Source organism: Candidatus Nitrosopumilus sp. (assembly GCF_040878665.1).
GTDB lineage: Archaea > Thermoproteota > Nitrososphaeria > Nitrososphaerales > Nitrosopumilaceae > Nitrosopumilus.
The window spans coordinates 208,221-230,842 of sequence record NZ_JBBDLU010000007.1 but is presented as its reverse complement, the minus strand read 5'-3'; the positions used below and the strand labels follow the sequence as shown (position 1 = coordinate 230,842).

Here is a 22,622-nt window from a genome sequence, read left to right as displayed (position 1 = left end):
TAATTTATGAAGAAAATTGAAGCAATAATTCAACCAGAATCAAGGGATCTTGTTGTAGCTGCAATCAAAAAGATTGGGGTTGGTGGTGTAACAATTCACTCCGTTCAAGGTCAAGGTGCTGAAGATCCGCCACTAGTTGGTCAATATCTTAGTAAAGAAATGATCATCTGTGTAGTTGATGATCCTAAACTAGATGATATATTGAAAGCTATTGCAAATGTTGCTTGCACTGGAACTAAAGGTGATGGTAAAGTCTTTGTTACAACAATTGATGATGCACTTGATATCTGCACCAAAAAACGTGGAACCACATCTATCTAATTTAGGATTCTTTGTGGCTCTAGTTTCTTTCTAGACATTATTGCAAATATTGTCACTCCAATACCTATCACACAAAATACCAAATACGGTGTTTCATTTCCAAATGACTGTGTGATCGGCCCTCCTATGGTTGGTCCTATTGCCCAACCCATGCCAAAAATTGTTTCATATGCTCCTATAATTTTCCCTGAAATTCCCTTTCGTGTTTTACTCAAAATTATTTCTAATGTTAATGGAAAGAATATGCTAAATCCAAATCCCATTAGAATCAAGGCAATACCAAAAGTAATAATCGAATCCGCCATCAGTGATATCGCTAATCCTATTGATATTGCGACAGTTGCCGCAATCAAAGTTTGACTGGTTTTCCTAGCAAGCTTTCCAACCAATGCAAGGGATACAACTCGCGATATTCCAAAAACAAAATACAACAACAAAATGTCTTCAGCACTAATTCCACTATCGTTGAGAAATGCTGGATAAATTGTTAAAATTATGCCAAAAGATGACGTACAAAAAACCAACAATACTATGACTTCGGGAAATCGTTTCATTTCCTTGATTGATGAAAATGAAAATCGTTCGTAGTGATTTTTTACATTTTTTCTTGAGGCTAGGAGTGCAAAAATAATTGCTGCTGCAAGAATGAATGCAGCGATTTGGAATAAAATTCTGTATGTGATGTCAAATCCTTCTAAAAAGACTGTACCGAGTAGTGGTCCTACCATAAATCCTATGACAAAAAACATTGTAAACAAGGAGATGTTTCTGACTCTATTTTTCTCCGAGCTTTCATTGGATATGATGGACTCACATGGTGGCCAAAAAAATGCATGAGCTACACCTGTAATTATTCTGAATCCCATTATTTCTGGTACTGATTGAGCAATTGATAGTAGGTATATTGATGCAGAATTAACTGCAGCACCTAATGCAAGTAAATATCCGTTGTTGATCCTATCAAGAAGAATTCCTACAAAAAGCGGAATGAACATGTACGGAATAAAATTTGCTAATCCAATTAGTCCAAGATCAGAATATGTTGCACCGATAATATTTTTTGCAAATACTGGAAGAATTGGTCCATGTAATCCATATGAAATTCCTATGATTAAACCTGTGATATTGACTAGTATCAGAACTCTATTCATTTGTATGCGGCAACCATTATTGCTCCGCCCATAAGATCTTTCTCAAATTCAACTCTTGAAAACTTTTCTAATATCAGTTCTTCTAGTTTTTTATTTTTTGGCCATCTTTTGTATGTCCCATACAGTGTTCCGAATTTTAACCCTAACCTTCCACCTGCTGCAAATGCGAGAATGGGTAAAATACATCTTAGATAAAATGAAACCCCTGCTCTAAAAAACACCTCATCTGGTTTTCCTAAATCCACAATCACAAATCTTCCATCTTTTTTTAACACTCTGTGAATCTCCGAAATTGCAATTCGTAAATTGATTGCATCCCTTAATGAATAACCACATAACACCGCATCAAATTCTTCATCTCTAAATGGAATGTGTTCAAAAACCCCGTTTGCCATATCTGGGGTTTTTTCAAAATGAGTACCAGTATTTTTCAGCATGGGTACAAGTGGATCATAAAGTGTGATTGAAATTTTTCCATCAGTTAACTTCATTGCTGTTTTTGACATGTTTCCAAAACCCGATCCTGCATCCAGAATTTTATTTCCTGGGTGTACTCTATGTGAAATTCCACGAATTCTATGTTCCTTGTCTTTTCCTAATGATATGATGGAATTTACTTTATCATAAATTGGGATGATTTCGCGAAGTACATCCATTACTTCCCCCCAATAACTTCCTAAACCCATAATCTATCGTTTCAATATGCTCGTTTGAATAGTTTTCAAATCTAAATTATTATGGTGCAAACTTTGATGCTTTTTGAGAATAGTCTTGTAAATCAGTTTCTGAAACTTTTTCAAAGACTTTGGATTCTGTAGTAATCTTTGCCATTTTCACATGGTTGATTCCTTCTTTAATGTCTGATTTTATGTTGATTGCCGCTATAGCTAGAGATGCCGCATCTTCTAAACTCATGTTTTCTTTGTAATGTTTTTCCAAAAATGAATTCACTTCATCAGAACCTGCACCTATTGCAACTGCTGCAAATTGTACATAAGTTCCGCTTGGATCAGTAACATAGATTGATTCTCCTTTTTGATCAATTCCTGCAATAATCATAGAGACGCCATTTGGACGAACTCCACCATATTGGGTGAATTGATGAGCTTGGTCTGCTAAATGTTTAGCTACTGTTGCAACTTCTACAGATTCATCATAAGTCATTCTATTTCCCTGTGAAAAGAATCTTGCATTGTCTACTTGAACACGCGCATCTGGAATGTAACCAGCTGCTGCAACTCCTATGTGATAGTCAACTTGGAAAATCTTTTGCGTAACGTTAGCTGTTTGTAATGTTCTTGGTTTTTCTTCTACTGCCATGATGACTCCTTCTTTACTACATACACCAATGGCTAGTGTTCCTCTTTTTACGGTCTCTATTGCATATTCTACTTGGTATATTCTGCCGTCTGGAGAATACATAGTAGGAGTCATATCGTAACCGCGTGATGCCATCATGATATACCGAGTTTATGCCAAGTCAATTTAAGGGTAATTGTCCTTTTAGATATGGGTGAGATCTGGATATATGGTTTTAAGCAAAATTGACTTGTCTTATTTCAGGAAACATGGCTAATCAACTACTAGAATTCAAAGAAATTATTAGATCTAAACAATCTCTGCAACAAAGACAACCCGACAAGCAGACTAGAAAACTACTGTTTTATCTGTTTACTAGTACAAGAGGTGGATTCACTCGTTTACGAATAATTATTCATCTGCTTGAGCAACCATATAACACTCATCAATTAGCCAAGCAACTAGACCTTGATTACAAGGCGGTTCAACATCATGTAAAAGTCCTTGAGAAGAATAACATGATTTCAAAAATTGGCGATAAATACGGCGCAATTTTTCACTTGTCTAGTTTCCTTGAAATTAACATAGGTGCACTTGATGAAGCAATTGATAAATTAGATAAAAAAATGAATCACACCAAAGTCTATCTTTAATCTATTTTAATTTGCGATCAGAAAATTACAACTAAACTTAATATAATATGCACAGTTCTGAAAAAACATCTTGGTCAAGAATGATCCTTTTGTAAATGCAACAAAGCAAGTAAACGATGCATGTGATATCCTTGGAATTAAGGATAAAGAATTGCGTGAATATTTGGCGATGCCAAATAAAGTTTTGAGAGTAAAAATTCCAGTCAAAATGGATAATGGTAAAATTAGAATTTTCACAGGTTTTAGAAGTCAACATAACAATGATAGGGGTCCATACAAAGGTGGCATTCGCTACTTTAATCCAGAAGGTGGTGTTGAATACATGGAACGTGAAGTTATGGCACTTTCATCTTGGATGACTTGGAAATGCGCAATTGTTGATATTCCATTAGGCGGTGGAAAAGGTGGCATCTATGTTAATCCTAAAACTGAAAAAATCAGTGATGGCGAACTAGAACGATTAACAAGGGGATTTGCATACAAGATTTCTGAAATTATTGGTCCTGGAAAAGACATTCCAGCTCCTGATGTTTACACAACAGGACGAGAAATGACACAGATTATGGATACATTTAGTAAACTAAATGGAAATGTTTACTCTCCTGGTGTGATTACTGGAAAACCAATTTCTATGGGTGGTTCACTTGCAAGAAATGTTGCAACTGGATTAGGAGCAGCATATACTGTAAGAGAAGCTGCCAAAGTATTGAAACTTAGTTTGAAAGGTGCCAAAGTTGTTTTACAAGGGTTTGGTAACGCGTCAACGTTTGCAGGAGAATATCTTGAAAAGATGGGTGCTAAAGTAATTGGTGTTAGTGATTCTAAAGGGTCTATCTCAATCCCAAAGGGTGCAAAAGTTAGTGCAATTTTAGCTCATAAAGAAAAGAAAGGCTCCGTTGTTGGATTTCCTGGTAGTACAAAAATCTCAACTGAAGCACTACTTACTACTAAATGTGATATTCTAGTTCCAGGAGCTCTGGAGAATCAGATTGATGCAAAGATTGCAAAGAATCTCAAATGTAAAATTATTGCAGAAGCTGCAAACGGTCCTACTCTACCTGAGGCTGATCCGATTATCTATCAAAAGAAAATTTTAGTTATTCCAGATATTTTAGCCAACTCTGGCGGTGTATGTATTTCATACTTAGAGTGGGTACAAAACAACATGGGTTACTATTGGACATTTGATGAGGTTGCAAATAAGATGGAGAAAAACATCACAAAAGGATTCAAAGATGCATATGAAATGTCAAAGAAACACAAGGTGGATATGAGAAAGGCTGCTATGGCTTTGGCCGTTTCTAGAGTTGTTGAGGCATTTAATCAAAAAGGCATTTGGCCATAATCTTAGGCTAGATAAGATTCGTAACTGACTAGCTGTTCGACAAACATAATTTTTCCCTTTGTAATCAAACGTAATTTTCTTTTGAAAGAAAGATCAACTTTTGTCCTTCTTTGTAATAGTTGAATTGTTTTACTAGTTAGCGTTCTTCCTTTTCTATCTCTGTCAAAAAGAATTATCAGCCTATCATATCTGGCAACAGAATCTGCAAAATTATTCATTCCACCAAATTTATGAAATTCTAAAATTTTTCCATAATATCCAAGTTTTTTTAATGCGTTAGAGTCTCGTTTTCCTTCTACAATCACCACGCTATTTTTCATAGAGTTTAATTGATAAACAAAATTCTTTAACTCACAAATCTCTTGATCAGAAACTAACATGTTGTCATATTTGTTTTAACATATTAAGCACTTTTGTTAATTGTATTCATGTCCGATGTTCTACTAGTACAAAACACTCGAATTGAAGGTTCTGGATATTTAGGCGAACTTTTACAAAATGATGGATTTAAAATTAAATCAATAAATGCAAAATATGAAAAATTGCCTGATCAAGATTTCTCACTAGCTGTGATTTTAGGTGCACCTGAAAGTGCAAATGATAATTTACCTTATCTTCAAGCAGAACAACAATTAATTAAAAATTATGTTGAAAAGAATCTGCCTGTTCTTGGAATTTGTTTGGGCTCTCAGTTAATTGCAAAAACATTTGGTGCCAGAGTTTATGCTGGACCTAAAAAAGAAATTGGCTTTTACAATGATTTGAAAATTAATAATAACTCTGTATTTTTTTCTGGTTTTAGCAATCCATTTACAGTATTTCATTGGCATGGAGATACATTTGATTTACCTGAAAATGCAGTCAGATTGGCCTCATCTGAGCATTATCCTAATCAGGCATTTCAATACAAAAGTGCTATTGGATTACAATTTCATTTGGAAGTAAATGAAGAGATGATACATTTGTGGCTTGATAACACTCAAGAAAAATTAGAAAAAATATCTTACATTGATCCACAAAAAATTCGTTCTGATATTATTGAAAATATCTCAATCGTCAAATCAAATATGAATACTTTTTACAATAATTTTAAATCGGTATTCAATCTTTGACCAAAGTTTAATATAGAAAACTTTGTAGATCATCAAAATTTAATAGCACATTTAGTCATATTATTACACTTGCGTAAAAAAACAATACAACTTGATTATGATTTTGAAGACTTTGATAGTGTAAAAAGATGGAAAAGAGAACTAACCCGACGTGGAATTAATGGTGGATTATCCGAGAACACTTGGAAAAGTGTGACATATTGGATTGTCAAATTACTCAAACATTCGAGAAAAACCCCTGATGAATTAATCACAGAAGCTGCAAAAGACAATGAACTTGCAGAAAGCAGACTGGCAGATGTATTTTCTTGGTGTAAAAATGATGGCTTAAATGAAAATTCTTGCATTATTGGAATCTATGGAACATTAAGAGGATTTTATTCTCACAACAAAATTGATACTAGAAATTGGCATTCACCAAAAACAAAACCAAAAGAAGTGGATCAAACTGATGCCAATTATCCACTGTTTTCAGTTAATCAAAATAATAGAAAACTAACCTTGAATAAATCTTTGTTACGTGATTTCCTAAAATCATTAAATCGAAGAGATGAGGTAATTGCACTATGTTTGATATCCTCAGGATTAGATATTGGGGATTTGATAAAGCTAAATCTAGAATTTGTTAGAAATCAAGATAATCACAAGAGGCTATTTCTTTCAAATTTCAGAAATAAAACTGGTGAATGGATAAAGACTTTTTTTAGCATAGAATCTACTAATGCACTTCGAAAATATATACGAGAAAAACGTTTCAATGCTGATGATTCCGAACCAATTTTTGTTTCTAGTATTCGAGAGAAAAGAAACAGGGTGGATTCTGCTAGTATAGCAACAAACTTTAGAATTGCACAACAAAGACTCGGAATCTATCTTAGTCAAGGTAAGCAGGGTCCACTACGTCCAAAAAGATTACGTAAAGTTTTCAGAACTGCTTGCCAAATTGCAGCAGTTGGTGATGATATGGCTCGTATATTCATGGGCCAAAAAAGCCAATCATCTAAAATTTATCTAGCAAAATCTCGTGAAGAATTGGAAATTTTTTATGAAATGGTAGAACCTTTCATTACATTATATTCTGAAATTTCTGATGATACCGAACTAAGTAAACTAAAGCAACAACATCACGAAGAAAAAGAAGAGCTAAGACAACATTTACAAATATTTGCTACAAAATTTCAGAATTTAGAAAAACGCGTAGCTCTTATTACTTCACATTTATCGTGATGACACTCTGACTGTATGGACCTGTCAAGATTTGAACTGTATTGGCATTATTTTTAATAAAATATGTGCAAATCTGCCAAGGTTTGAACATTGATTCTCTTAAACCTAATTTCAGTATGTCAGTGTAAAACTGGGAGGATTGTATATGTTCATGAAAGCAACATCAAATTTGAGATTTAATAGGTTCAATTTGAGAAAGTTCTTCAAGACGCTCTAAAATAATACAATCATACATTTCATCAAGTTTCTTTTGTCTACTGATTCTTGCAGCCATTTTATCAGTAACCACAACATCACAATAAGGAATGGCGCCAGACAAATGTGCTATATCATAAACATCATTGGGGCTAATCTTTTTTTGAGTAGTAAGATCTCTAGATAATACTAAAACAGACATAACATTCAAAGAATTCAAATGTTTGCTCAACAAATTTATTTTTTCTTTAGCTATTTTTGAGATAGGATCTTTACCAAATAGTTCTTCAGGTTTTATTTGGTTAGAAAGCATAAAAACTGACAAATGAGGTACTACAGAATCTATTAAAGAACGTGCCATTGAATATCTAGAAAACAAATCTTTATTCATAGTACTATTTTTTTGACGCAAGTCTTCCATATTTTCAATTAGTTTTTTATTTTCTTCAAAAATCTCTTTGTGTAATTTTTGTAATCTTCCATCTTTTAGAGTTTGCTTAGTATTTTCCAAATCTTCACTATGCTTTTGAAAGTCTTTTCTAAAAAAATCTTCAGATATGCCATAAGGATTATTCTTCAATAAAGTCCATGCAAGAAGATGTTTTTTATTCATGTGATCAAAAGAGGTATCAAAAATTGCAGCTAAGCCTTTTCCCACCATTTCTGCATTTAGATTGTGAATATATTTTCCTTTCAGCACAAAAGTAGCCGCATTCTCAATTTCTTTTTTTTGAAATAAATTGTGAGGTTTTAACACCCATTGTTGTGATACATCTAAGATTAAATCAATTAACTTATGCTGTTCTTGAATTTCGTGATACTTCCAAATTTCATTTAAGGTAAAAGCGGAATATAAAACTCGAATCTTGTCAGACTTTGTTAATTCTTTTATTATTTCAAAAATTTTTTCTAGTTTTTCATTTTTTTCTATTCCTTGAGATATTTTTAATAATCGTATCCAATGATTGGTGTCTAGATAGACTCTCGGTGGTTCTTGACTAATACTCATATGACAACACAAATCAACGTAGTCTTATTCTTAAAAAATTCATTTATTTTTACGGATTTGTTGAGATTTGAAATCTACATTTGACTTAGAGATGAAACATGACTCTTACTATTCTCAAATGCCTTTTGCAGTCTTTGCTCTAGTTCTGCTTTTTTCTGTACATCCACAATCCATTGCTCTAACTGTGCCTTGATGATTAGTTCATCTCGTGATAGACTATCATCACTTGTTTTTTCAGAATATGCCTCTGATTTTATGCCTGAATGCATGTCATATCTATCATCAAGGTAATAATAAATATTACCATATTCCCATATATTTATAATCTAGTATTTATAATATTATACAAAGCTAAACTTGTGCCAAAACTCATTGTAGAGATAGACGAACAACTTCAACGAAAGTTAAAGCATAGAATTGTTGACGAAGGAGTTACTATCAAAGAATTTGTGACAAAGGCACTAGAAAATGAATTGAGTAAGAAAGACTAGAACAAATCTCAACAAGTCCACACTATTCAAATCCCAATAGGTTTGAACTATTCAAATTCTTCATGGTAAGTTATTAAAACCGTGAAAAATTTGACACACATTATAAAATCATAGACAGTTATTTTTTAGCAAATCTCAATTTGTAGATTAACTCAATTATGATACATAAAAGAATGAAATGCCAAAAACAAATTAAAAATTTGTGATAAAGTGTTAGAAAAATTCATAGAATTAAAAAAGAATAATCCATTTGGTTAATCAAAAAAATTATCAGTCAGACGGAAATGACTTCAATAAACAATGTTTTTGAAGTGATCCCTACTTTCTACCCGCCTGACTTGAAAGCATCAAATCCCGCCGAGGGCGCCATCAATTCTCTTTAAATCCTTCTATTACAAAAGAGAATTGAGCCAAAAAGCCTCAAATCCAAAAAATATCGGCATTTATGACTATGACACGAAAATCTCAAGAACCATGATTCTCCTCAACAAGGAACTATCACAATAAAATATCGATCTGATTTAACAGTCTATAAAAACAAGACAACATGCAGAAATAATTATCAAAAGTTTTTTTGTACTGTTACATCTTGTTTGATCTTGCCAAGTTCCAATAGTTGATTTAACATACAAGGTATGCTGTCCTGTAATAATTTCCACCATATGTGAAATCTGCCACATATTCTCCCTCAAATTCTGATAGTTGTCTTTGAGTTTCTAATTTGAAATAATCAACAATCTCCTGTTGTATTTTGTCTCCAGTGTACTGACTTTCTGTTATCGATATTTCCCATGTTCCAATTTGTGATATGGCATCCAGGACTGCAGGCATAGAGTTTATGTCATGTTCAGCAATCTCAATAATTTTGTGTTCTGGGTTTTGTGCAAGATACTCTTGCTCAGTCATTTCAATTAGTTGAACGTTAATAGTTTCTTCTAAATTGTCACTTCTGATGCTGCTTCCCAATCCATTAACATGGTAAAGACGATCTTGGTAAATTATTGTGGGAGATAAAAACTCTACAAGATAACCTTCCCAACGATGTTTGTTTTTTTCCCATCTATCAAGATCATCATCATAATAACGTACTGGATCTGATCCTCGTGAATAATCGTGTATAGTGTCTTTGTATTTTGAAATTGATTTTTCAATCAGAATGTGTTGAATAATTACTATTTCTTCTATATCTAATTCTGCATAACCTCGGTCATTAAGTGAATATTCCCGGTTGTTTACGCCACTCACTAATTTTCCGAGAATATTTACTTGATCTAAATTGTTATCTGTAAAATTCAAAAATATTAACTGGTCTCCGTTTGGTCTGTTTTGTAGTTTTTCTAAATCATGTATGGATAGTTTTTCAACAGATACAGATGCACAATCCCAAGTAGATTCATTTATCCCCAGTTTTGAATCATAATCTGAAAGTTCTGTGAATGTATAATCATTGGTGGAATTCAAAGCAAAGTAAATTCCAAAACCAAATACACCGATTGCAACAAACAAAAGAATTAGACGAGTAGTTTTGGACATTGTAATGCATTAAAGTTCTAAGAGATGCTCATAAGTTTTTCTAACCTATGATAGCAATACATTCACAATTATTTTATTAAAAAGGATGGCATAGATTTGTACTATTAAGCAAACTTACGCTGAAGACAGGATCAGATTTTTTTAATATGGACAATTAAGATTTGATGCCAAATATGCTAATTATCAATACAGGAAATTAAAATCATCGTAAACCAATGAATCATTTTTTATCCATAAGGACAATTTTTGATTTTACTTGTTTAGTGTTATTAGTTAATAATAAAAAAGAGATAGGATTGGTAATTTAATACCAACCTCTTCGAGATTCCATAGTAGTGTCTTGACTAGGGGTCCAATTCTTGATGTATTGAGAGCTGCAAGGACTGCCACCAGAAGCGCCAAATGCCATGACATTAGGAGTTTGACTTGAGCAAGTTGTTCCATCATGATCAATTTCATAATCATGTGTAATCTCGTGCATGATGGTTCTCACATAATCTGGACTTGTGTTTCCAATTACGATTACAGGGGAAGCAGTGGAGCCTCCTACACCGTCAGTACAAGCATGAATATTTGTTGTACCGTCATCATCTTTCATTTGTATATTCACAAATGCGATTAAAAAGTCACTATTTGCTTTCAAGGTTGACCAACTCACATCATTTTGTACTTCAGTCAACAACTCACTACATTTTGTCTTTGTTCCATGACTCCAAGTTGTTGATGAATCTTCGGAGAAATTGATTGAGTGATCAAATTGGAAATACTCCTTAGCGCCATTGATATGACTTCTCATAGTCGTAGTACTCATATCATCTACTGCAATAACGTATTCCATGGTTTCAGCAGATCTAGTAGTTAAGCTGAAATCAACATTAATTGCATTATTGTCTACACCGGTTTCTACGCCTCTATTGTACAAGTATGGTGCACCAGATACGGTGTTACCATTTCCTGCAACGCTGAGACTCCAATCACCCGTACTTGGTTGAGTAGTTTTTTTATAATCATTGGCTTTCTCTGATGTAACCCAAGCGCCATTTATTTTCAGACCGCCAGTGGTTTCTACTGCACCAGACATTGCAAATGCAGGAGTAATTCCAATACTAAGAACAAGAACAGCAAAAGCCATTACAGTAAGAATTTTACGTTCCATTTTCAAATACTCCCGTGCTTTTTGCTACCAGATCTTTATTCTCAGGCATTTTCAGTTCTTCAGAATTTGCACCCACATAACGTAGGTTAAAGTCACCATCAATAGTTCGTATATCAGCACCTGTGGATTTGAAATCCATGAATGAGTTATAATCAGATTCAGGTATTTCTACCCAAGCATAGGGATTGTTTAGTGCTTTCTGCATCCAAGAAACACTGCTGACATCCAAAGATTTTGCATTATCTACAGCATCATCGTATGGAAATGCCTTGACGTAATGTGTATCCAATCGTATGTTGGCATCAACGTAATTGACAAAATACATTTCAGAGCCTACTTTGTAATAGTAATTATCATTGCTAAGTACAAAGAACTCTTCGACTTCTCTATCACTTACTATTGCTTCACCGTTTTGAATTGCCCTACCTAACCAAGGATATTTCTCAACACTTACTTCATGGAATTTTTCTTGATCTAAAAACGCTATTCCAGCTTGTAACATTGGGACTCCTTGATAGAATGGGATCTCATGAGGTTTTGATACAGTTGATGGTTCTACTGCCACGTTATTTGTGTCATTAAATACTCCAAAACTACCGACTGCTAGAATTCCAGCAATGACGGCAACTCCGAGAATACTTAATTTTGTTTTCATTTTTTTGGTATTTTCCATGTTATTGTATTTCCAACTTTGGAATTATCTAATAAGTCTCGCTCAGTACATAGATACTATGCGATCGCATACTATCCATATAGATAGTATCTATATGCTAAGTGTCAGTCCAGAATTGTTGGAATGTCATTGTATTTTTTATCAAATGTAACATCTAGTTTTTTCTTGCACAGTAAAATTCCCTGAGGAGTAATATCATATGCATAATGCCGATTTGTCTTGATGACAAATCCCAAAAACTCTAGCATTTCAAGATATGAGACGCATGTGTCATAGTTTATCTTTGCATTTAGAGCCAGATTTGTCCTTTTTTCGTGCCCAGATTCATACATTAAAGTAAGCAGACGCAGCAAAACCTTGAGATCAAATCTTTGTAGTTTCTTTGTTACCATCATACATCAAATATCATAGTATGATATTATTAATTTCATGATATTTATCATTTACTTCAATTCAGATTGAATGTATTTTGCAGTTGAAATTTATAATTGGAAAATGTTCATTTGGACAAACACCAAAATTGTGCGTTCATTTGAACAAACATTCACAGATCAAATCTTAACTTATTCGAACCTACACATCAAATAGAAACAGAACTGAGATCAAGTCTTTGCGGTAATCTGTGATTCTATTTTTCATGAGTTCAAACCTATTTTGAGTCACACATTGCAGTTCAAATCTGTTGAGGTTTGACTTCTACATTTGACTTAGAGATGAAACATGACTCTTGCTATTCTCAAATGCCTTTTGCAGTCTTTGCTCTAGTTCTGCTTTTTTCTGCACATCAACAATCCACTGTTCGAGTTGTAACTTGATGAGTAGTTCCTCTCGAGATAGAGTGTCGTTTGATTTCTTGGAATCCATTTGGTTAATCAAAAAATTATCAGTCAGACGGAAATGACTTCAATAAACAATGTTTTTGAAGATCCCTACTTTCTACCCGTCTGACTTGAAAGCAAGGATGATCATAAAGTAACATCATACTATATTAATACGATCGGTTCAAAATATTTTTAATCAAACGCTATTAACTTGATATTTCTAAAAACGGTAATGACGTATATAACGCAAAAAACTATAATTGTGGCCATGAGCTTGTTATTGGTTTCTTTCATAGTTCCTTCAGTGTATGCCGATCCTACCTCACACGATTGTATGGATGATAACAATCCAAATCTTGATCATTGTTATTCAAGAGCAATTGCACAATGGTGTGTCCTTTGGTGTGGTGATAGAGAAGAAAGTGGATTAAAAGGAAGCAATACTGTTCCTTCAACTTTACCATCAACTGTAACCTCTCATTGGACTGCAAATCCATTTTGGGTTACTTTTCCTGACGGTGATTGGGTTGAGGTTGGTTGGATAAAAGGTGGAGGAGGTCCATGCGGTGGTGAATCTACTGCAGAGCATTATCAGTTAAGAGTTGAAGGAGGATCACCTACTACTTATTGTTTGTCGGCTAGTGCTGGAACTGATAACTATGAGCTTTCAGATACAAACAAAGACAAACAATGGAATCTGGTAGTAAATTCCAATACTCGTACTTCTGATCAAGACTATGATAAAGGAAAGCTAATGACAGGAGGAGAATCAATCCATGTCAGTAATGCTATGGATGGATATGTATCTGGCTTACAATACTATGACACACAATGGAGGAATTGGGACAATGCAAGAACTGAAGTTGATCCTAATTATGACTTCGACTGGTGTACAAATCCAACATCCTTTGAATATGGAGATAATCCATCATGTTAAACAATAACAAAACAAAATTAATTATTGCATCATTTGCAGTAATTGCTTCGATGGGATTATTTACTAATATGGATGTTATCTCAACAATATCTGTAGATGCTAACGAACTATCAAGTAGAAATAGCATTCCTAGACCTCCATCATATACAATGGGGGATTATGGAAATAGTATCAGCATAGATCATATAGCCAGTGAAGCAAGTGTTAAAGATCCTCCACAAAATTCAGCACTAAAATTATCTGAAATTAAAAAGAACAATTATGGACTCATAACCGTTGTTTATTTGGATGATTCGATTTCCTACACTAGTAACACAACAATGCCAGAATTCCTCAAAAAAGGAGGCATATTAGCACTTCATAGTGAAATTGGAAATTTAGATGTTGAAAAAAGAATTGCAAATTATGAAAAATCACATCCTGGACAAACGTTTGTAATAAATGGCGATCCTGCTAAAGGTTCAGAAAAAAATCCAGATTTGGAAATTCCGGCACAGCTGACCATTTACCAATCCAATGGTGAACAAGTACAATTGTTGTCATGGGGTTCATTAGACGATTTAGTAGAGTTTGCAAAAAACCTCCAATAACCTCCCCCCTTTTTATTTTATAACTAGTTATAATTTGAAATCTCTTTTATTTTTCTTTAAGTGAATTCAGTTAATGTTATCATCTATTTTTTGCCTTCTTTTGCCAATCCATTTAGTAATTATTCTTTCTAGAGTTATTCCTGATACAACAATTACGACCGGAATGAGTATTGAAATTATAAGAGATTCTACAGAATCTGCACTTGTTGTGATGCCTGGATTTGGAATAACTATTCTATCTAGAGGTATCGATGGATAGATGTCAGTTATCTCATTAGTTGGTTCTTGTATTGGCAACTCTTGGTTATTTACTTTAACTGTCACCCACGACACAATTCCTGCAACACCAATTACCGTAAACTTCATAATGGATTTTAATGATTTCGAAAACGATTTACTGTTTTTTGCTTTTTGAGAAGCTTTCTCAGGCAGGATTATAATTCCGGGTTTTGCCGAATAATGTTTCATTGGTTGCTTTTTACCATTAGTGGATGTTTTACTGATTACTACAATACCCGATTTTATCATTTGGTTGATATGGTAAAGCGCCAATGGCAAAGATAATTGCATTTGAGTGGCAATTTCGTTTGCAGTCATTTCTTTTTCTATCAATATTTGAAAAATTTCTCTACTTGAATCATTGTTGAGAATTTTGCCTAAAAATTTTAGTTTTTCATCATTATTGGAAAAAACTTTGAACTCTTTAGAGACACTATCTGAATTTTCATTATTTAATTCATTTTTTTCCACAAGTTGATAGTAAATTCTTAAGTTAATAAAATTACTTGAAAATGCAGGCACATCTTGATTACCGATTAAGAAATACATTTGAAAATAATAAGAGCAATATAGTCTCTGACTCAACCATAGGGTTCAAACCTGTATGGATTTGAACATAAAATAGAATGTTTTATGAATGCATGAATTTTAGACAAACAGAATGAAAACTAATCTTATGATAATTATTTTGGGAATTATAATTGTTATTTCTGTTATTGTAGGAGGACTCTTTATTTTCCAATCGCCGTTACAAAGTATGCAATGCGATATTGGATATTTGCCAAAAGCACATGCTTCATTGATTTACCGTTCGATAAACGATGTTTATCATTCTGCTAATGTCATAGTAGTTGGAACTGTTCAAATCCCAAGTGATGGAACTAATTTTCTAGTAAATGTATCCGAATATGTTAAAAACACTCGACAAGAAAAAATTCTGATATTGGATTTGCCATATCCTCCTTCAAATACAATCAACTCTAATGAAAAACGCTTTTCCCCAAATGAACATGCACTTTTGTTTCTACATGGACCTGATAAAGAGAACAAATTCAAGATAATTCCATACTCTGTAAGAATTCCAGATGATTCAATGTCTGGAAAGGACTTGATAAAAGGAATAGAGGTAAGGGCTATGGAAAAAAACCTAGTGATGGAACAGGGACAATCTGCAAAGTTTGTTTTGTGTATTGATTCTTTTTTTGGCTATGATGAAGATGTTCCTCTGAGAATATCTGGATTCAGCACCTATGATTCTTCAGGGAATGGAATATCATATGAAGACTCAAGTAAACTAGAAGAATTTGGAATATCATTAAACATACCACAAATAACGGCAATCTCGGACAAAACCGTATCATTTGAAGTTCCCGTACATATCAAAGACAATGCAATGAAAGGAAGATACTTTATTGACATTGAACATAAAGATGGAAATTTCTTTGAAGAATTGTATTGGAAACGAGGATCAATACAACTGAATGTGTTTTTGGAATGATTGGAGAAAATGAAAACTAGAGTTCAAACCTGAAACAGTCCATTAAACCAAATCTATTGGGATTTGAGCTGAGATCAAAAAAGAATAAAAACAAAATCTATCTATCTAGTGTAACAATGCCCCAATCAATATCAGACATGCTAAGAAAAGAAATCAGAAAGGAACTAGACCAAGGTGCTGATTATTCCACTACTGCAAAAAGAAACGAATTCCATGAAAAATTCCTGAAAAGACATCCTGACATTACATGTGATAGAACACTGATTTCAAGAAGATTCAAGGAAGCCTATGAAGAACGTGGTGTAGACCTGTATTCAGTTGGACTCTCTAGAAAAAAGAAATACAACGAAAAACTTGCAGCTGAAATTAATGAAAAAGCCAAAATTTCAAAACAAGAAGCCGAACCTGAAATGCACAAGGAGCAATTGCAAGAATCCGTTATTCCTGAGTTAAAGTACGATTATCTGACCGTACAGTCAGTTAGTGCAGTATTTCGAGGTATGCTTTCGCCACTTCGTGCAATAAATCCAGAATTAGAACTGTCACAAGAAGAGGCAGACTGTCTTGCACAGATATGGATTCCAGGAATTAAAAAACTTGGCAGTGAAAAGTTCCAATACCTTGTTCTTCCTACCATTGGAGCATGTGGAATGATTGGTACCCATGTGTATGAAGGATATCGACTTCACAAAGAACAACAGAACTGAGTGCTATCAAAAATCTATGTTTTTTCACAGTTTTTTTTTATGATGTTTGATTGTCTGTATCTCTTCGCATTACCTAAAACACCATTTTAGGTGTACGAAGTATAGATAACTATCCTTTTTGCACAAAAAAGCTATCAAAAAACATAGCTATCAAAAAGGATAGCTATCATATCTCTACATGATAGCGCCTGAGAATTAGCTATGATAGCGCACGAAATTGCGACATAGCTATCAAAAAGTGCTATGATAGCAAAAGGTAGTGCGTAACAGGCGTTTTTCTGTGAAATTTTGATACAAACTGTTACAAAAAAAGATAGCAAATGATAGTGCGTAACAAGAAAAAGCTATGTTTCGTACACCTAGTTAGGTGTACGAAGTATGGTATTTTGATGTGATACTTTGCAGAAAAAAATATTCGAACCTTTTTTTGCTGTGTTTAATTTAACATTTCTGTGTTATCTATTAGTTAACTTATCAAAACGATTTAGCGATCAGAAATTTTGCTTTTTTAGGTGTCTATTTCATATGCTAAATTTTGTCAAATTAATTAAATTAATATAGTTAATTCTAATTTTATCGATCGAACGATGACTGCTGTCAAGAAAATTTTTGAGGACACTATTCAAACCGATCATAAAGTCATCACTGAAGAATTATCAAAAGATATCCTCAAGACTTATGGTGTTAAAGTTCCTCCATATGCACTAGTAACTTCTGCAAATGAGGCAGTAAAGCAAGCAAAAAAAATCGGATTTCCGCTTGTTATGAAAGTTGTATCGCCACAGATTTTGCATAAAACTGATGTGGGCGGTGTTAAAGTTGGATTAGACAATGTCAATGATGTCAAAAAAACCTTTAATGATATGTATGGCAGACTTTCCAAAAAGAAAGGAGTAGATGTAAAAGGAATTCTTTTGGAAAAGATGGTTCCAAAAGGTGTTGAACTAATTGTAGGTATTCAAAATGATCCGCAATTTGGTCCAATGATTATGGCTGGATTGGGAGGAGTGATGACTGAAGTCTTCAAAGATGTCGCATTTAGAATGCTTCCAATTACCACATCTGATGCAAAATCAATGTTAAACGAACTCAAGGGTTCCAAACTTCTCAAAGGTTTCAGAGGAAGTGAGCCAATTGATCTTGACATGGTAGCAAAAATGTTAGTGCAAATCGGAAAATTAGGCGTGGAAAATGCTGATTACATTAACAGTATCGACTTTAATCCAGTAGTTGTTTATCCAAAGTCCCACTTTGTAGTTGATGCAAAAATTATTCTAAATAATAAATTAAAAATAAATTCAATTTCAAAAGCAAAACCAAACATTGCTTCCATGGAATTGTTCTTTACTCCAACATCTGTTGCACTGGTTGGTGCATCTGCCACCCCTGGTAAGATTGGTAATTCTGTTTTGGATGCACTTGGAAAGCAAGATTACAAAGGTAAAGTATATCCGATTAATCCTAACCAAGAATCCATTCTTGGAATCAAATGCTATCCCTCATTAGATGCAATAGAAGACAAAGTTGATCTTGTTGTTGTTTGCATTGATCTATCTGCATGTGGACCTATTATGGAAACTTGTGCAAAGAAAGGAATTCATAATGTTGTCATTGTTTCAGGTGGCGGTAAAGAGCTTGGTGGTGACAGAGCTGCAATGGAAGCTGAAGTAAAAGAATTATCTCTAAAACACAAAATCCGTGTAGTTGGCCCTAATTGCATTGGAATGTTTAACGCAGCAAATAGACTTGATTGCGCATTCCAAGGACAAGAAAGAATGGTACGTTCAAAATTAGGACATGTTGCATTTTTCTCACAAAGTGGAACTATGGGAATTAGTATGTTGGAAAGTGCTGATGTATTTGGTTTATCCAAGATGATTAGTTTTGGTAATCGTTCTGATGTTGATGAAGCAGATATGATCTGGTATGCTGCAAATGATCCTCAAACAAAAGTAATTGGATTATACGTTGAAGGATTTGGTGATGGTAGAAAATTCATCAATACTGCCAAACGTGTAATGAAAGAGATGAAGAAACCAATAGTAATTTGGAAGAGTGGAAGAACTGCAGCTGGTGCAAAACAGGCTGCGTCTCATACCGGTTCCCTTGGCGGTTCCAACGCAATGATTATGGGTGCATTCAAACAAGCAGGAATTATCTCAGTTGATAGTTATCAAGAACTAGTTGGAGTCTTAAAGGCACTAGCGTGGCAACCTCCTGCAAAGGGTAATCGTGTTGCTATGACTAGTAATGGTGCTGGTCCAATGATTGGTGGAATTGATCAATTAGAAAAATTCGATCTTACAATAGGAAAGTTATCTCCAGCAATTCTCAAAAAAATAAAGGATCGTTTTCCACCAACTGTTCCTATTCATAATGGCAATCCTGCAGATGTAGGTGGTGGTGCAACTGCTGATGACTATAGATTTGTCATTCAACAGTTCTTAGATGAAAAGAATGTCGATATTGCCATGCCATGGTTTGTCTTCCAAGACGATCCACTTGAAGAAACAATTGTTGGTTATCTAGCTGATCTCTCAAAGAAAATGCAGAAACCAATTCTAGCTGGCGGAAATGGCGGTCCATACACTGAAAAAATGACAAAATTGATTGAGGAACACAATGTTCCAGTTTACAGTGATCTTCGAACTTGGGTTACAGCCGCATCTGCATTATCTCAATGGGGCAAAGTACGCGGAAAATAGAGAACATTTAAGTTTCACATTAATTGCCAAATTGTCATGTCACTAGTTACCACATCAACTTCTGATGGCATTTGTACTGTCAAAATTAACAGGCCTGATAAACTCAATGCTATGAATACTGATGTTGCAAAAGAACTAATCAAAACTTTTGAAGAACTAAACCATAACGATGATGTTAAAGTCATTATTTTGACTGGCGAAGGAGAAAAAGCATTCTCTGCTGGTGCTGATATTGAATACATGTCAAAAATCACTGCAGATGAATCCGTAGAATATGCAAAAACTGGTCAACTTGTTACTGCTACTGTGGAATTGGTTAGACAGCCAACTATTGCAGCAGTTAATGGTTTTGCATTGGGTGGAGGTTGTGAACTTGCAATGTCTTGTGATATTAGAATTGCTGCAGATACTGCACGATTAGGTCAACCAGAAGTAACAATAGGAATTCCACCTGGATGGGGCGGAACCCAAAGATTGATGAGAATTGTGGGAATAGCAAAAGCAAAAGAACTTGTTTACACAGGTAAAATGATCAAAGCAGATGAGGCCAAAGAGATCGGTCTTGTAAACCATGTAGTTCCACTTGCATCATTACAAGAGGAAGCTTTGAAGATGGCACAACAAATAGCAGCAAACTCTGCAATGGGTGTTCAAATGTCTAAAGTTGCAATTAACAAAGGTAGAAATGCAGATCTTGACACTGGTCTTTCAATAGAACTTCTTGCTTGGAGAAATTGTTTCACTCATCCTGATAGACAAGAACGTATGACTGCATTTGTTAACAAGTCAAAAAAATAGCTGTTTCTAATTTATTATTTTATTAAAAAAATTCAGAGTTTGAGAACTCTATCTTACAGTAACTAATCCAACTCTCCATGGGTGAAATGAACAATGATAACTAAATACTCCAGATTCTTCAAAATCAAAATCAAATTTATCTCCTGTTTCCAATGGGGGGCTGTTGAATAAATCAGTCACTTTTCCAAATTCATTTTGACTTTGTATGTTATGTGGAACCGAATCAGCATTTATCCAAATTACTTTTGTATTTGCTGGGATTTCTAGATTCAATGGCAAGTAAAATCCACTACTTGCAATGTCCGAGTTTCCATTAGGAATTGTAACTGTCGCATCCATGTTTTTTGATGGTTTATCTTCCGTGTTCTCAATTATGATCACACCATTTTCAATCAAAAATTTAATTGCGTTTAGAAATTCTGTCTCTGAAATTACTCCCTGACCATACCACAATGCATTATTTTTTACCCATTCTGGAATTGATTCAGCATTGGCAAAATTTGCTGAAAATGACACTAACAGGACAGAAAATATCATTATTGGAATCGATATTTTTCTTGTTCTGTACTTCATATTACAAAATGATGTTTAGATGATTTATTACATGAGTACACATTGTCTTGCAGTGCAAACTTATCTGTTATATCTGATTTTGACTATTTTTTTACATGCAAGAATTGATTCAAACTCAAAAAATCATGGATGATGAAAGAAAGCAGGTTATTTTAGAAATACTTGCCGATAAATATTGTAAAGCAATACTGCACAATACTTTAGACAAGCCAAAATCCGCAATGGAAATATCTGGAGAAAAAAAGATTCCTATTAGTACTGTTTATAGGAGATTGCAGACTCTATACGATGCCAAATTACTGGCAATCTCAGGCTCAATTAATCAAGATGGAAAAAAATATTTCCTTTACAAGAGTCGGGTAAAATCAATATCTCTAACGTGTGATCTTGAGGAAACGTCTGTTGAATTAGTTCCAAACTATTCAAACACACGCTAACTGTCTATCTTTTTGTTGGAGTTACTCTTATGGCTGATAAAATTTTAACTTCAACAAAACGACAAATCCATTCCTCAAAAAAAGAATCTACTCGAAGTATCACATACAGGTTACCAGAAAAACTTGTTATTGAATTAGAAACTGAATCAACTCAGAAAGGAATATCTCAAAATGTACTTGTAAGACAAATTCTGGAAAAATATGCTCAATGGGATCGTTTTTCTAATAAGATTGGAATGATTCCAGTGCCCAAAGGAATTTTGGAATCTCTGGGAGGTGAATTAGATGGAAAAGACATTGATGAAATAATTACCTTGTTGTTTCCAATGATTAAAGATACTGTCTTGTTTATCAAAGGAGGGTATGATTTGAAACGTTGTATTGAAACGTTGGAAGATTATATGCGTGCCTCTGGTATGAATTCTGATCATCGAGTAGAAGGAGACGTCCACACATTTTTAATTCAACATGATTTAGGTTTGAAATGGTCTGTTTTCACTGAACAATTACTGACTCAAGTTTTTCGTAGTTTCTTACCTGATAAAGAACTTAAATTTCAAACAACTGACACAACAGTAATTTTATCTGTATCCCTAGGGTCTGATTTTAATGAACATGATTATCATAATTGAAATTCGTTTAATCCTTTGAAATAGCACTTTTCATACAATCTAACTATGCATTTCTCTGATCCGATTCAACAAAAAACTTTGGTAAAACAAATAATGAATAACTCTGTCGTTTCAGTTGATTCATCTGTAACTGCTACTAATGCCGCAAAGATGATGGAAGATGTTGGGGTTGGGGCTATTGTAGTTTTAGAAAATAATTTACCTGTTGGAATTGTAACTGATAGAGATTTTGCAATAAAAATAACTGCACACTCTTACCCTATTGATACTCCTGTTAGACGAATAATGTCCTCTCCACTCATCTCTATTGATTCCAATTCTAATCTTTGGGTTGCATCAGATCTAATGTCTACTAGGAATGTTAGAAAATTGCCTGTCATTGATGATGGTAAGGTTGTCGGAATTCTCACTTCAAGTGATCTAGTGAAACATATTGCAGATCATTAAAAATATGAAGGAAATAATGTTGATTTCCTGAAT

Annotated in this window: 28 protein-coding genes; 15 read left to right on the top strand and 13 right to left on the bottom strand. The window is 34.0% G+C overall.

Annotated elements, in window-relative coordinates:
* The first annotated feature begins 6 nt into the window (after positions 1-6).
* Positions 7-321, top strand: a complete 315-nt coding sequence (locus WDZ98_RS07720; protein ID WP_368059585.1) for a P-II family nitrogen regulator — start codon at positions 7-9, stop codon at positions 319-321.
* Here the strand turns inward: WDZ98_RS07720 and WDZ98_RS07715 are convergent.
* The 3 genes from WDZ98_RS07715 to WDZ98_RS07705 are packed head-to-tail and all read right to left on the bottom strand — an operon-like array spanning position 318 to position 2,930.
* Positions 318-1,472, bottom strand: a complete 1,155-nt coding sequence (locus WDZ98_RS07715; protein ID WP_368059587.1) for an MFS transporter — start codon at positions 1,470-1,472, stop codon at positions 318-320. The genes WDZ98_RS07720 and WDZ98_RS07715 overlap by 4 nt on opposite strands.
* Complete coding sequence (locus WDZ98_RS07710; RefSeq protein WP_368059589.1) at positions 1,469-2,158, bottom strand: class I SAM-dependent methyltransferase; 690 nt, start codon at positions 2,156-2,158, stop codon at positions 1,469-1,471. Before WDZ98_RS07710 ends, WDZ98_RS07715 begins: the two co-directional genes overlap by 4 nt.
* Positions 2,159-2,207: 49 nt before the next feature.
* A complete protein-coding gene (locus WDZ98_RS07705) occupies positions 2,208-2,930 on the bottom strand; it encodes an archaeal proteasome endopeptidase complex subunit alpha (protein ID WP_368059591.1) in 723 nt (240 codons plus the stop codon).
* 110 nt (positions 2,931-3,040) lie between these two features.
* Here WDZ98_RS07705 and WDZ98_RS07700 point away from each other — a divergent pair, with 110 nt between their 5' ends.
* Both WDZ98_RS07700 and WDZ98_RS07695 read left to right on the top strand, forming a co-directional pair.
* A complete protein-coding gene (locus WDZ98_RS07700; protein ID WP_368059593.1) occupies positions 3,041-3,424 on the top strand; it encodes an ArsR/SmtB family transcription factor in 384 nt (127 codons plus the stop codon).
* 70 nt (positions 3,425-3,494) lie between these two features.
* The gene (locus tag WDZ98_RS07695; RefSeq protein WP_368059595.1) at positions 3,495-4,769 is read left to right on the top strand and encodes a Glu/Leu/Phe/Val dehydrogenase; all 1,275 of its coding nucleotides are present in this window, start codon (positions 3,495-3,497) and stop codon (positions 4,767-4,769) included.
* A 2-nt stretch (positions 4,770-4,771) separates the two neighbouring features.
* Here the strand turns inward: WDZ98_RS07695 and WDZ98_RS07690 are convergent, their stop codons facing one another.
* Positions 4,772-5,149, bottom strand: a complete 378-nt coding sequence (locus WDZ98_RS07690; protein ID WP_368059597.1) for a toprim domain-containing protein — start codon at positions 5,147-5,149, stop codon at positions 4,772-4,774.
* Between the two features lie 48 nt (positions 5,150-5,197).
* On the opposite strand from WDZ98_RS07690, the gene WDZ98_RS07685 reads away from it, so the two are divergent.
* Both WDZ98_RS07685 and WDZ98_RS07680 read left to right on the top strand, forming a co-directional pair.
* The gene (locus WDZ98_RS07685) at positions 5,198-5,881 is read left to right on the top strand and encodes a type 1 glutamine amidotransferase (protein ID WP_368059599.1); all 684 of its coding nucleotides are present in this window, start codon (positions 5,198-5,200) and stop codon (positions 5,879-5,881) included.
* A gap of 69 nt (positions 5,882-5,950) precedes the next feature.
* Positions 5,951-7,108 (top strand): hypothetical protein, encoded by a 1,158-nt coding sequence (locus WDZ98_RS07680; protein ID WP_368059601.1) that lies wholly within the window; start codon positions 5,951-5,953, stop codon positions 7,106-7,108.
* 163 nt (positions 7,109-7,271) lie between these two features.
* On the opposite strand, the gene WDZ98_RS07675 is transcribed toward WDZ98_RS07680, so the two are convergent.
* Positions 7,272-8,312, bottom strand: coding sequence for a hypothetical protein (locus WDZ98_RS07675; RefSeq protein ID WP_368059603.1), 1,041 nt, complete (start codon positions 8,310-8,312; stop codon positions 7,272-7,274).
* Between the two features lie 74 nt (positions 8,313-8,386).
* A complete protein-coding gene (locus WDZ98_RS07670) occupies positions 8,387-8,581 on the bottom strand; it encodes a hypothetical protein (protein WP_368059605.1) in 195 nt (64 codons plus the stop codon).
* Positions 8,582-8,671: 90 nt separating this feature from the next.
* Here WDZ98_RS07670 and WDZ98_RS07665 point away from each other — a divergent pair, with 90 nt between their 5' ends.
* A complete protein-coding gene (locus tag WDZ98_RS07665) occupies positions 8,672-8,803 on the top strand; it encodes a hypothetical protein (RefSeq protein ID WP_368059607.1) in 132 nt (43 codons plus the stop codon).
* Between the two features lie 621 nt (positions 8,804-9,424).
* On the opposite strand, the gene WDZ98_RS07660 is transcribed toward WDZ98_RS07665, so the two are convergent.
* The 5 genes from WDZ98_RS07660 to WDZ98_RS07640 form a co-directional block, all read right to left on the bottom strand.
* Complete coding sequence (locus WDZ98_RS07660; RefSeq protein WP_368059609.1) at positions 9,425-10,336, bottom strand: hypothetical protein; 912 nt, start codon at positions 10,334-10,336, stop codon at positions 9,425-9,427.
* A gap of 304 nt (positions 10,337-10,640) precedes the next feature.
* Positions 10,641-11,492 (bottom strand): hypothetical protein, encoded by an 852-nt coding sequence (locus WDZ98_RS07655; protein WP_368059611.1) that lies wholly within the window; start codon positions 11,490-11,492, stop codon positions 10,641-10,643.
* Positions 11,482-12,165, bottom strand: coding sequence for a hypothetical protein (locus WDZ98_RS07650; protein ID WP_368059613.1), 684 nt, complete (start codon positions 12,163-12,165; stop codon positions 11,482-11,484). The genes WDZ98_RS07655 and WDZ98_RS07650 overlap by 11 nt, the downstream gene beginning before the upstream one ends.
* A gap of 104 nt (positions 12,166-12,269) precedes the next feature.
* Complete coding sequence (locus WDZ98_RS07645) at positions 12,270-12,560, bottom strand: winged helix-turn-helix domain-containing protein (RefSeq protein ID WP_368059615.1); 291 nt, start codon at positions 12,558-12,560, stop codon at positions 12,270-12,272.
* A 301-nt stretch (positions 12,561-12,861) separates the two neighbouring features.
* Positions 12,862-13,029, bottom strand: coding sequence for a hypothetical protein (locus WDZ98_RS07640; RefSeq protein ID WP_368059617.1), 168 nt, complete (start codon positions 13,027-13,029; stop codon positions 12,862-12,864).
* Positions 13,030-13,218: 189 nt separating this feature from the next.
* Here WDZ98_RS07640 and WDZ98_RS07635 point away from each other — a divergent pair, with 189 nt between their 5' ends.
* On the top strand, positions 13,219-13,923 hold the full coding sequence (locus WDZ98_RS07635) for a hypothetical protein (RefSeq protein WP_368059619.1): 705 nt from the start codon (positions 13,219-13,221) through the stop codon (positions 13,921-13,923).
* Positions 13,917-14,513: a hypothetical protein gene (locus WDZ98_RS07630; protein ID WP_368059621.1), complete on the top strand. Its 597-nt coding sequence runs from the start codon at positions 13,917-13,919 to the stop codon at positions 14,511-14,513. The genes WDZ98_RS07635 and WDZ98_RS07630 overlap by 7 nt, the downstream gene beginning before the upstream one ends.
* 66 nt (positions 14,514-14,579) lie before the next feature.
* Here WDZ98_RS07630 and WDZ98_RS07625 read toward each other — a convergent pair whose 3' ends face one another.
* Positions 14,580-15,263 carry an ArsR/SmtB family transcription factor gene (locus WDZ98_RS07625; protein WP_368059623.1) on the bottom strand — a complete coding sequence of 228 codons (684 nt, stop codon included), beginning with the start codon at positions 15,261-15,263 and terminating at the stop codon, positions 14,580-14,582.
* Positions 15,264-15,453: 190 nt separating this feature from the next.
* Between WDZ98_RS07625 and WDZ98_RS07620 the strand changes: the two genes are divergently transcribed.
* The 4 genes from WDZ98_RS07620 to WDZ98_RS07605 all read left to right on the top strand — a co-directional run bounded on the left by WDZ98_RS07620 (position 15,454) and on the right by WDZ98_RS07605 (position 20,500).
* The gene (locus WDZ98_RS07620; RefSeq protein WP_368059625.1) at positions 15,454-16,290 is read left to right on the top strand and encodes a hypothetical protein; all 837 of its coding nucleotides are present in this window, start codon (positions 15,454-15,456) and stop codon (positions 16,288-16,290) included.
* 116 nt (positions 16,291-16,406) lie between these two features.
* On the top strand, positions 16,407-16,997 hold the full coding sequence (locus WDZ98_RS07615; RefSeq protein WP_368059627.1) for a hypothetical protein: 591 nt from the start codon (positions 16,407-16,409) through the stop codon (positions 16,995-16,997).
* 587 nt (positions 16,998-17,584) lie between these two features.
* Positions 17,585-19,702 (top strand): 3-hydroxypropionate--CoA ligase, encoded by a 2,118-nt coding sequence (locus WDZ98_RS07610; protein ID WP_368059629.1) that lies wholly within the window; start codon positions 17,585-17,587, stop codon positions 19,700-19,702.
* Positions 19,703-19,738: 36 nt separating this feature from the next.
* Positions 19,739-20,500 carry an enoyl-CoA hydratase/isomerase family protein gene (locus tag WDZ98_RS07605; RefSeq protein ID WP_368059631.1) on the top strand — a complete coding sequence of 254 codons (762 nt, stop codon included), beginning with the start codon at positions 19,739-19,741 and terminating at the stop codon, positions 20,498-20,500.
* A 48-nt stretch (positions 20,501-20,548) separates the two neighbouring features.
* Here WDZ98_RS07605 and WDZ98_RS07600 read toward each other — a convergent pair whose 3' ends face one another.
* A complete protein-coding gene (locus WDZ98_RS07600; protein ID WP_368059633.1) occupies positions 20,549-21,073 on the bottom strand; it encodes a plastocyanin/azurin family copper-binding protein in 525 nt (174 codons plus the stop codon).
* A 95-nt stretch (positions 21,074-21,168) separates the two neighbouring features.
* On the opposite strand from WDZ98_RS07600, the gene WDZ98_RS07595 reads away from it, so the two are divergent.
* Genes WDZ98_RS07595 through WDZ98_RS07585 form a run of 3 tightly spaced genes read left to right on the top strand, consistent with a single transcriptional unit; the run spans position 21,169 to position 22,589 of the window.
* Entirely contained in the window at positions 21,169-21,510 is a 342-nt protein-coding gene (locus tag WDZ98_RS07595) for an ArsR family transcriptional regulator (RefSeq protein ID WP_368059635.1), read from the top strand.
* A gap of 29 nt (positions 21,511-21,539) precedes the next feature.
* Entirely contained in the window at positions 21,540-22,142 is a 603-nt protein-coding gene (locus WDZ98_RS07590) for a hypothetical protein (protein ID WP_368059637.1), read from the top strand.
* Between the two features lie 45 nt (positions 22,143-22,187).
* Positions 22,188-22,589, top strand: coding sequence for a CBS domain-containing protein (locus tag WDZ98_RS07585; protein ID WP_368059639.1), 402 nt, complete (start codon positions 22,188-22,190; stop codon positions 22,587-22,589).
* Positions 22,590-22,622 lie beyond the last annotated feature (33 nt).

Coding starts and splice junctions, on each gene's coding strand:
- WDZ98_RS07720 (WP_368059585.1), top strand. CDS start 7: ATGAAGAAAATTGAAGCAATAATTCAACCAGAATCAAGGGATCTTGTT.
- WDZ98_RS07715 (WP_368059587.1), bottom strand. CDS start 1,472: ATGAATAGAGTTCTGATACTAGTCAATATCACAGGTTTAATCATAGGA.
- WDZ98_RS07710 (WP_368059589.1), bottom strand. CDS start 2,158: ATGGGTTTAGGAAGTTATTGGGGGGAAGTAATGGATGTACTTCGCGAA.
- WDZ98_RS07705 (WP_368059591.1), bottom strand. CDS start 2,930: ATGATGGCATCACGCGGTTACGATATGACTCCTACTATGTATTCTCCA.
- WDZ98_RS07700 (WP_368059593.1), top strand. CDS start 3,041: ATGGCTAATCAACTACTAGAATTCAAAGAAATTATTAGATCTAAACAA.
- WDZ98_RS07690 (WP_368059597.1), bottom strand. CDS start 5,149: ATGTTAGTTTCTGATCAAGAGATTTGTGAGTTAAAGAATTTTGTTTAT.
- WDZ98_RS07685 (WP_368059599.1), top strand. CDS start 5,198: ATGTCCGATGTTCTACTAGTACAAAACACTCGAATTGAAGGTTCTGGA.
- WDZ98_RS07675 (WP_368059603.1), bottom strand. CDS start 8,312: ATGAGTATTAGTCAAGAACCACCGAGAGTCTATCTAGACACCAATCAT.
- WDZ98_RS07670 (WP_368059605.1), bottom strand. CDS start 8,581: ATGCATTCAGGCATAAAATCAGAGGCATATTCTGAAAAAACAAGTGAT.
- WDZ98_RS07660 (WP_368059609.1), bottom strand. CDS start 10,336: ATGTCCAAAACTACTCGTCTAATTCTTTTGTTTGTTGCAATCGGTGTA.
- WDZ98_RS07655 (WP_368059611.1), bottom strand. CDS start 11,492: ATGGAACGTAAAATTCTTACTGTAATGGCTTTTGCTGTTCTTGTTCTT.
- WDZ98_RS07650 (WP_368059613.1), bottom strand. CDS start 12,165: ATGGAAAATACCAAAAAAATGAAAACAAAATTAAGTATTCTCGGAGTT.
- WDZ98_RS07645 (WP_368059615.1), bottom strand. CDS start 12,560: ATGATGGTAACAAAGAAACTACAAAGATTTGATCTCAAGGTTTTGCTG.
- WDZ98_RS07640 (WP_368059617.1), bottom strand. CDS start 13,029: ATGGATTCCAAGAAATCAAACGACACTCTATCTCGAGAGGAACTACTC.
- WDZ98_RS07635 (WP_368059619.1), top strand. CDS start 13,219: ATGACGTATATAACGCAAAAAACTATAATTGTGGCCATGAGCTTGTTA.
- WDZ98_RS07630 (WP_368059621.1), top strand. CDS start 13,917: ATGTTAAACAATAACAAAACAAAATTAATTATTGCATCATTTGCAGTA.
- WDZ98_RS07620 (WP_368059625.1), top strand. CDS start 15,454: ATGAAAACTAATCTTATGATAATTATTTTGGGAATTATAATTGTTATT.
- WDZ98_RS07615 (WP_368059627.1), top strand. CDS start 16,407: ATGCCCCAATCAATATCAGACATGCTAAGAAAAGAAATCAGAAAGGAA.
- WDZ98_RS07610 (WP_368059629.1), top strand. CDS start 17,585: ATGACTGCTGTCAAGAAAATTTTTGAGGACACTATTCAAACCGATCAT.
- WDZ98_RS07605 (WP_368059631.1), top strand. CDS start 19,739: ATGTCACTAGTTACCACATCAACTTCTGATGGCATTTGTACTGTCAAA.
- WDZ98_RS07600 (WP_368059633.1), bottom strand. CDS start 21,073: ATGAAGTACAGAACAAGAAAAATATCGATTCCAATAATGATATTTTCT.
- WDZ98_RS07595 (WP_368059635.1), top strand. CDS start 21,169: ATGCAAGAATTGATTCAAACTCAAAAAATCATGGATGATGAAAGAAAG.
- WDZ98_RS07590 (WP_368059637.1), top strand. CDS start 21,540: ATGGCTGATAAAATTTTAACTTCAACAAAACGACAAATCCATTCCTCA.
- WDZ98_RS07585 (WP_368059639.1), top strand. CDS start 22,188: ATGCATTTCTCTGATCCGATTCAACAAAAAACTTTGGTAAAACAAATA.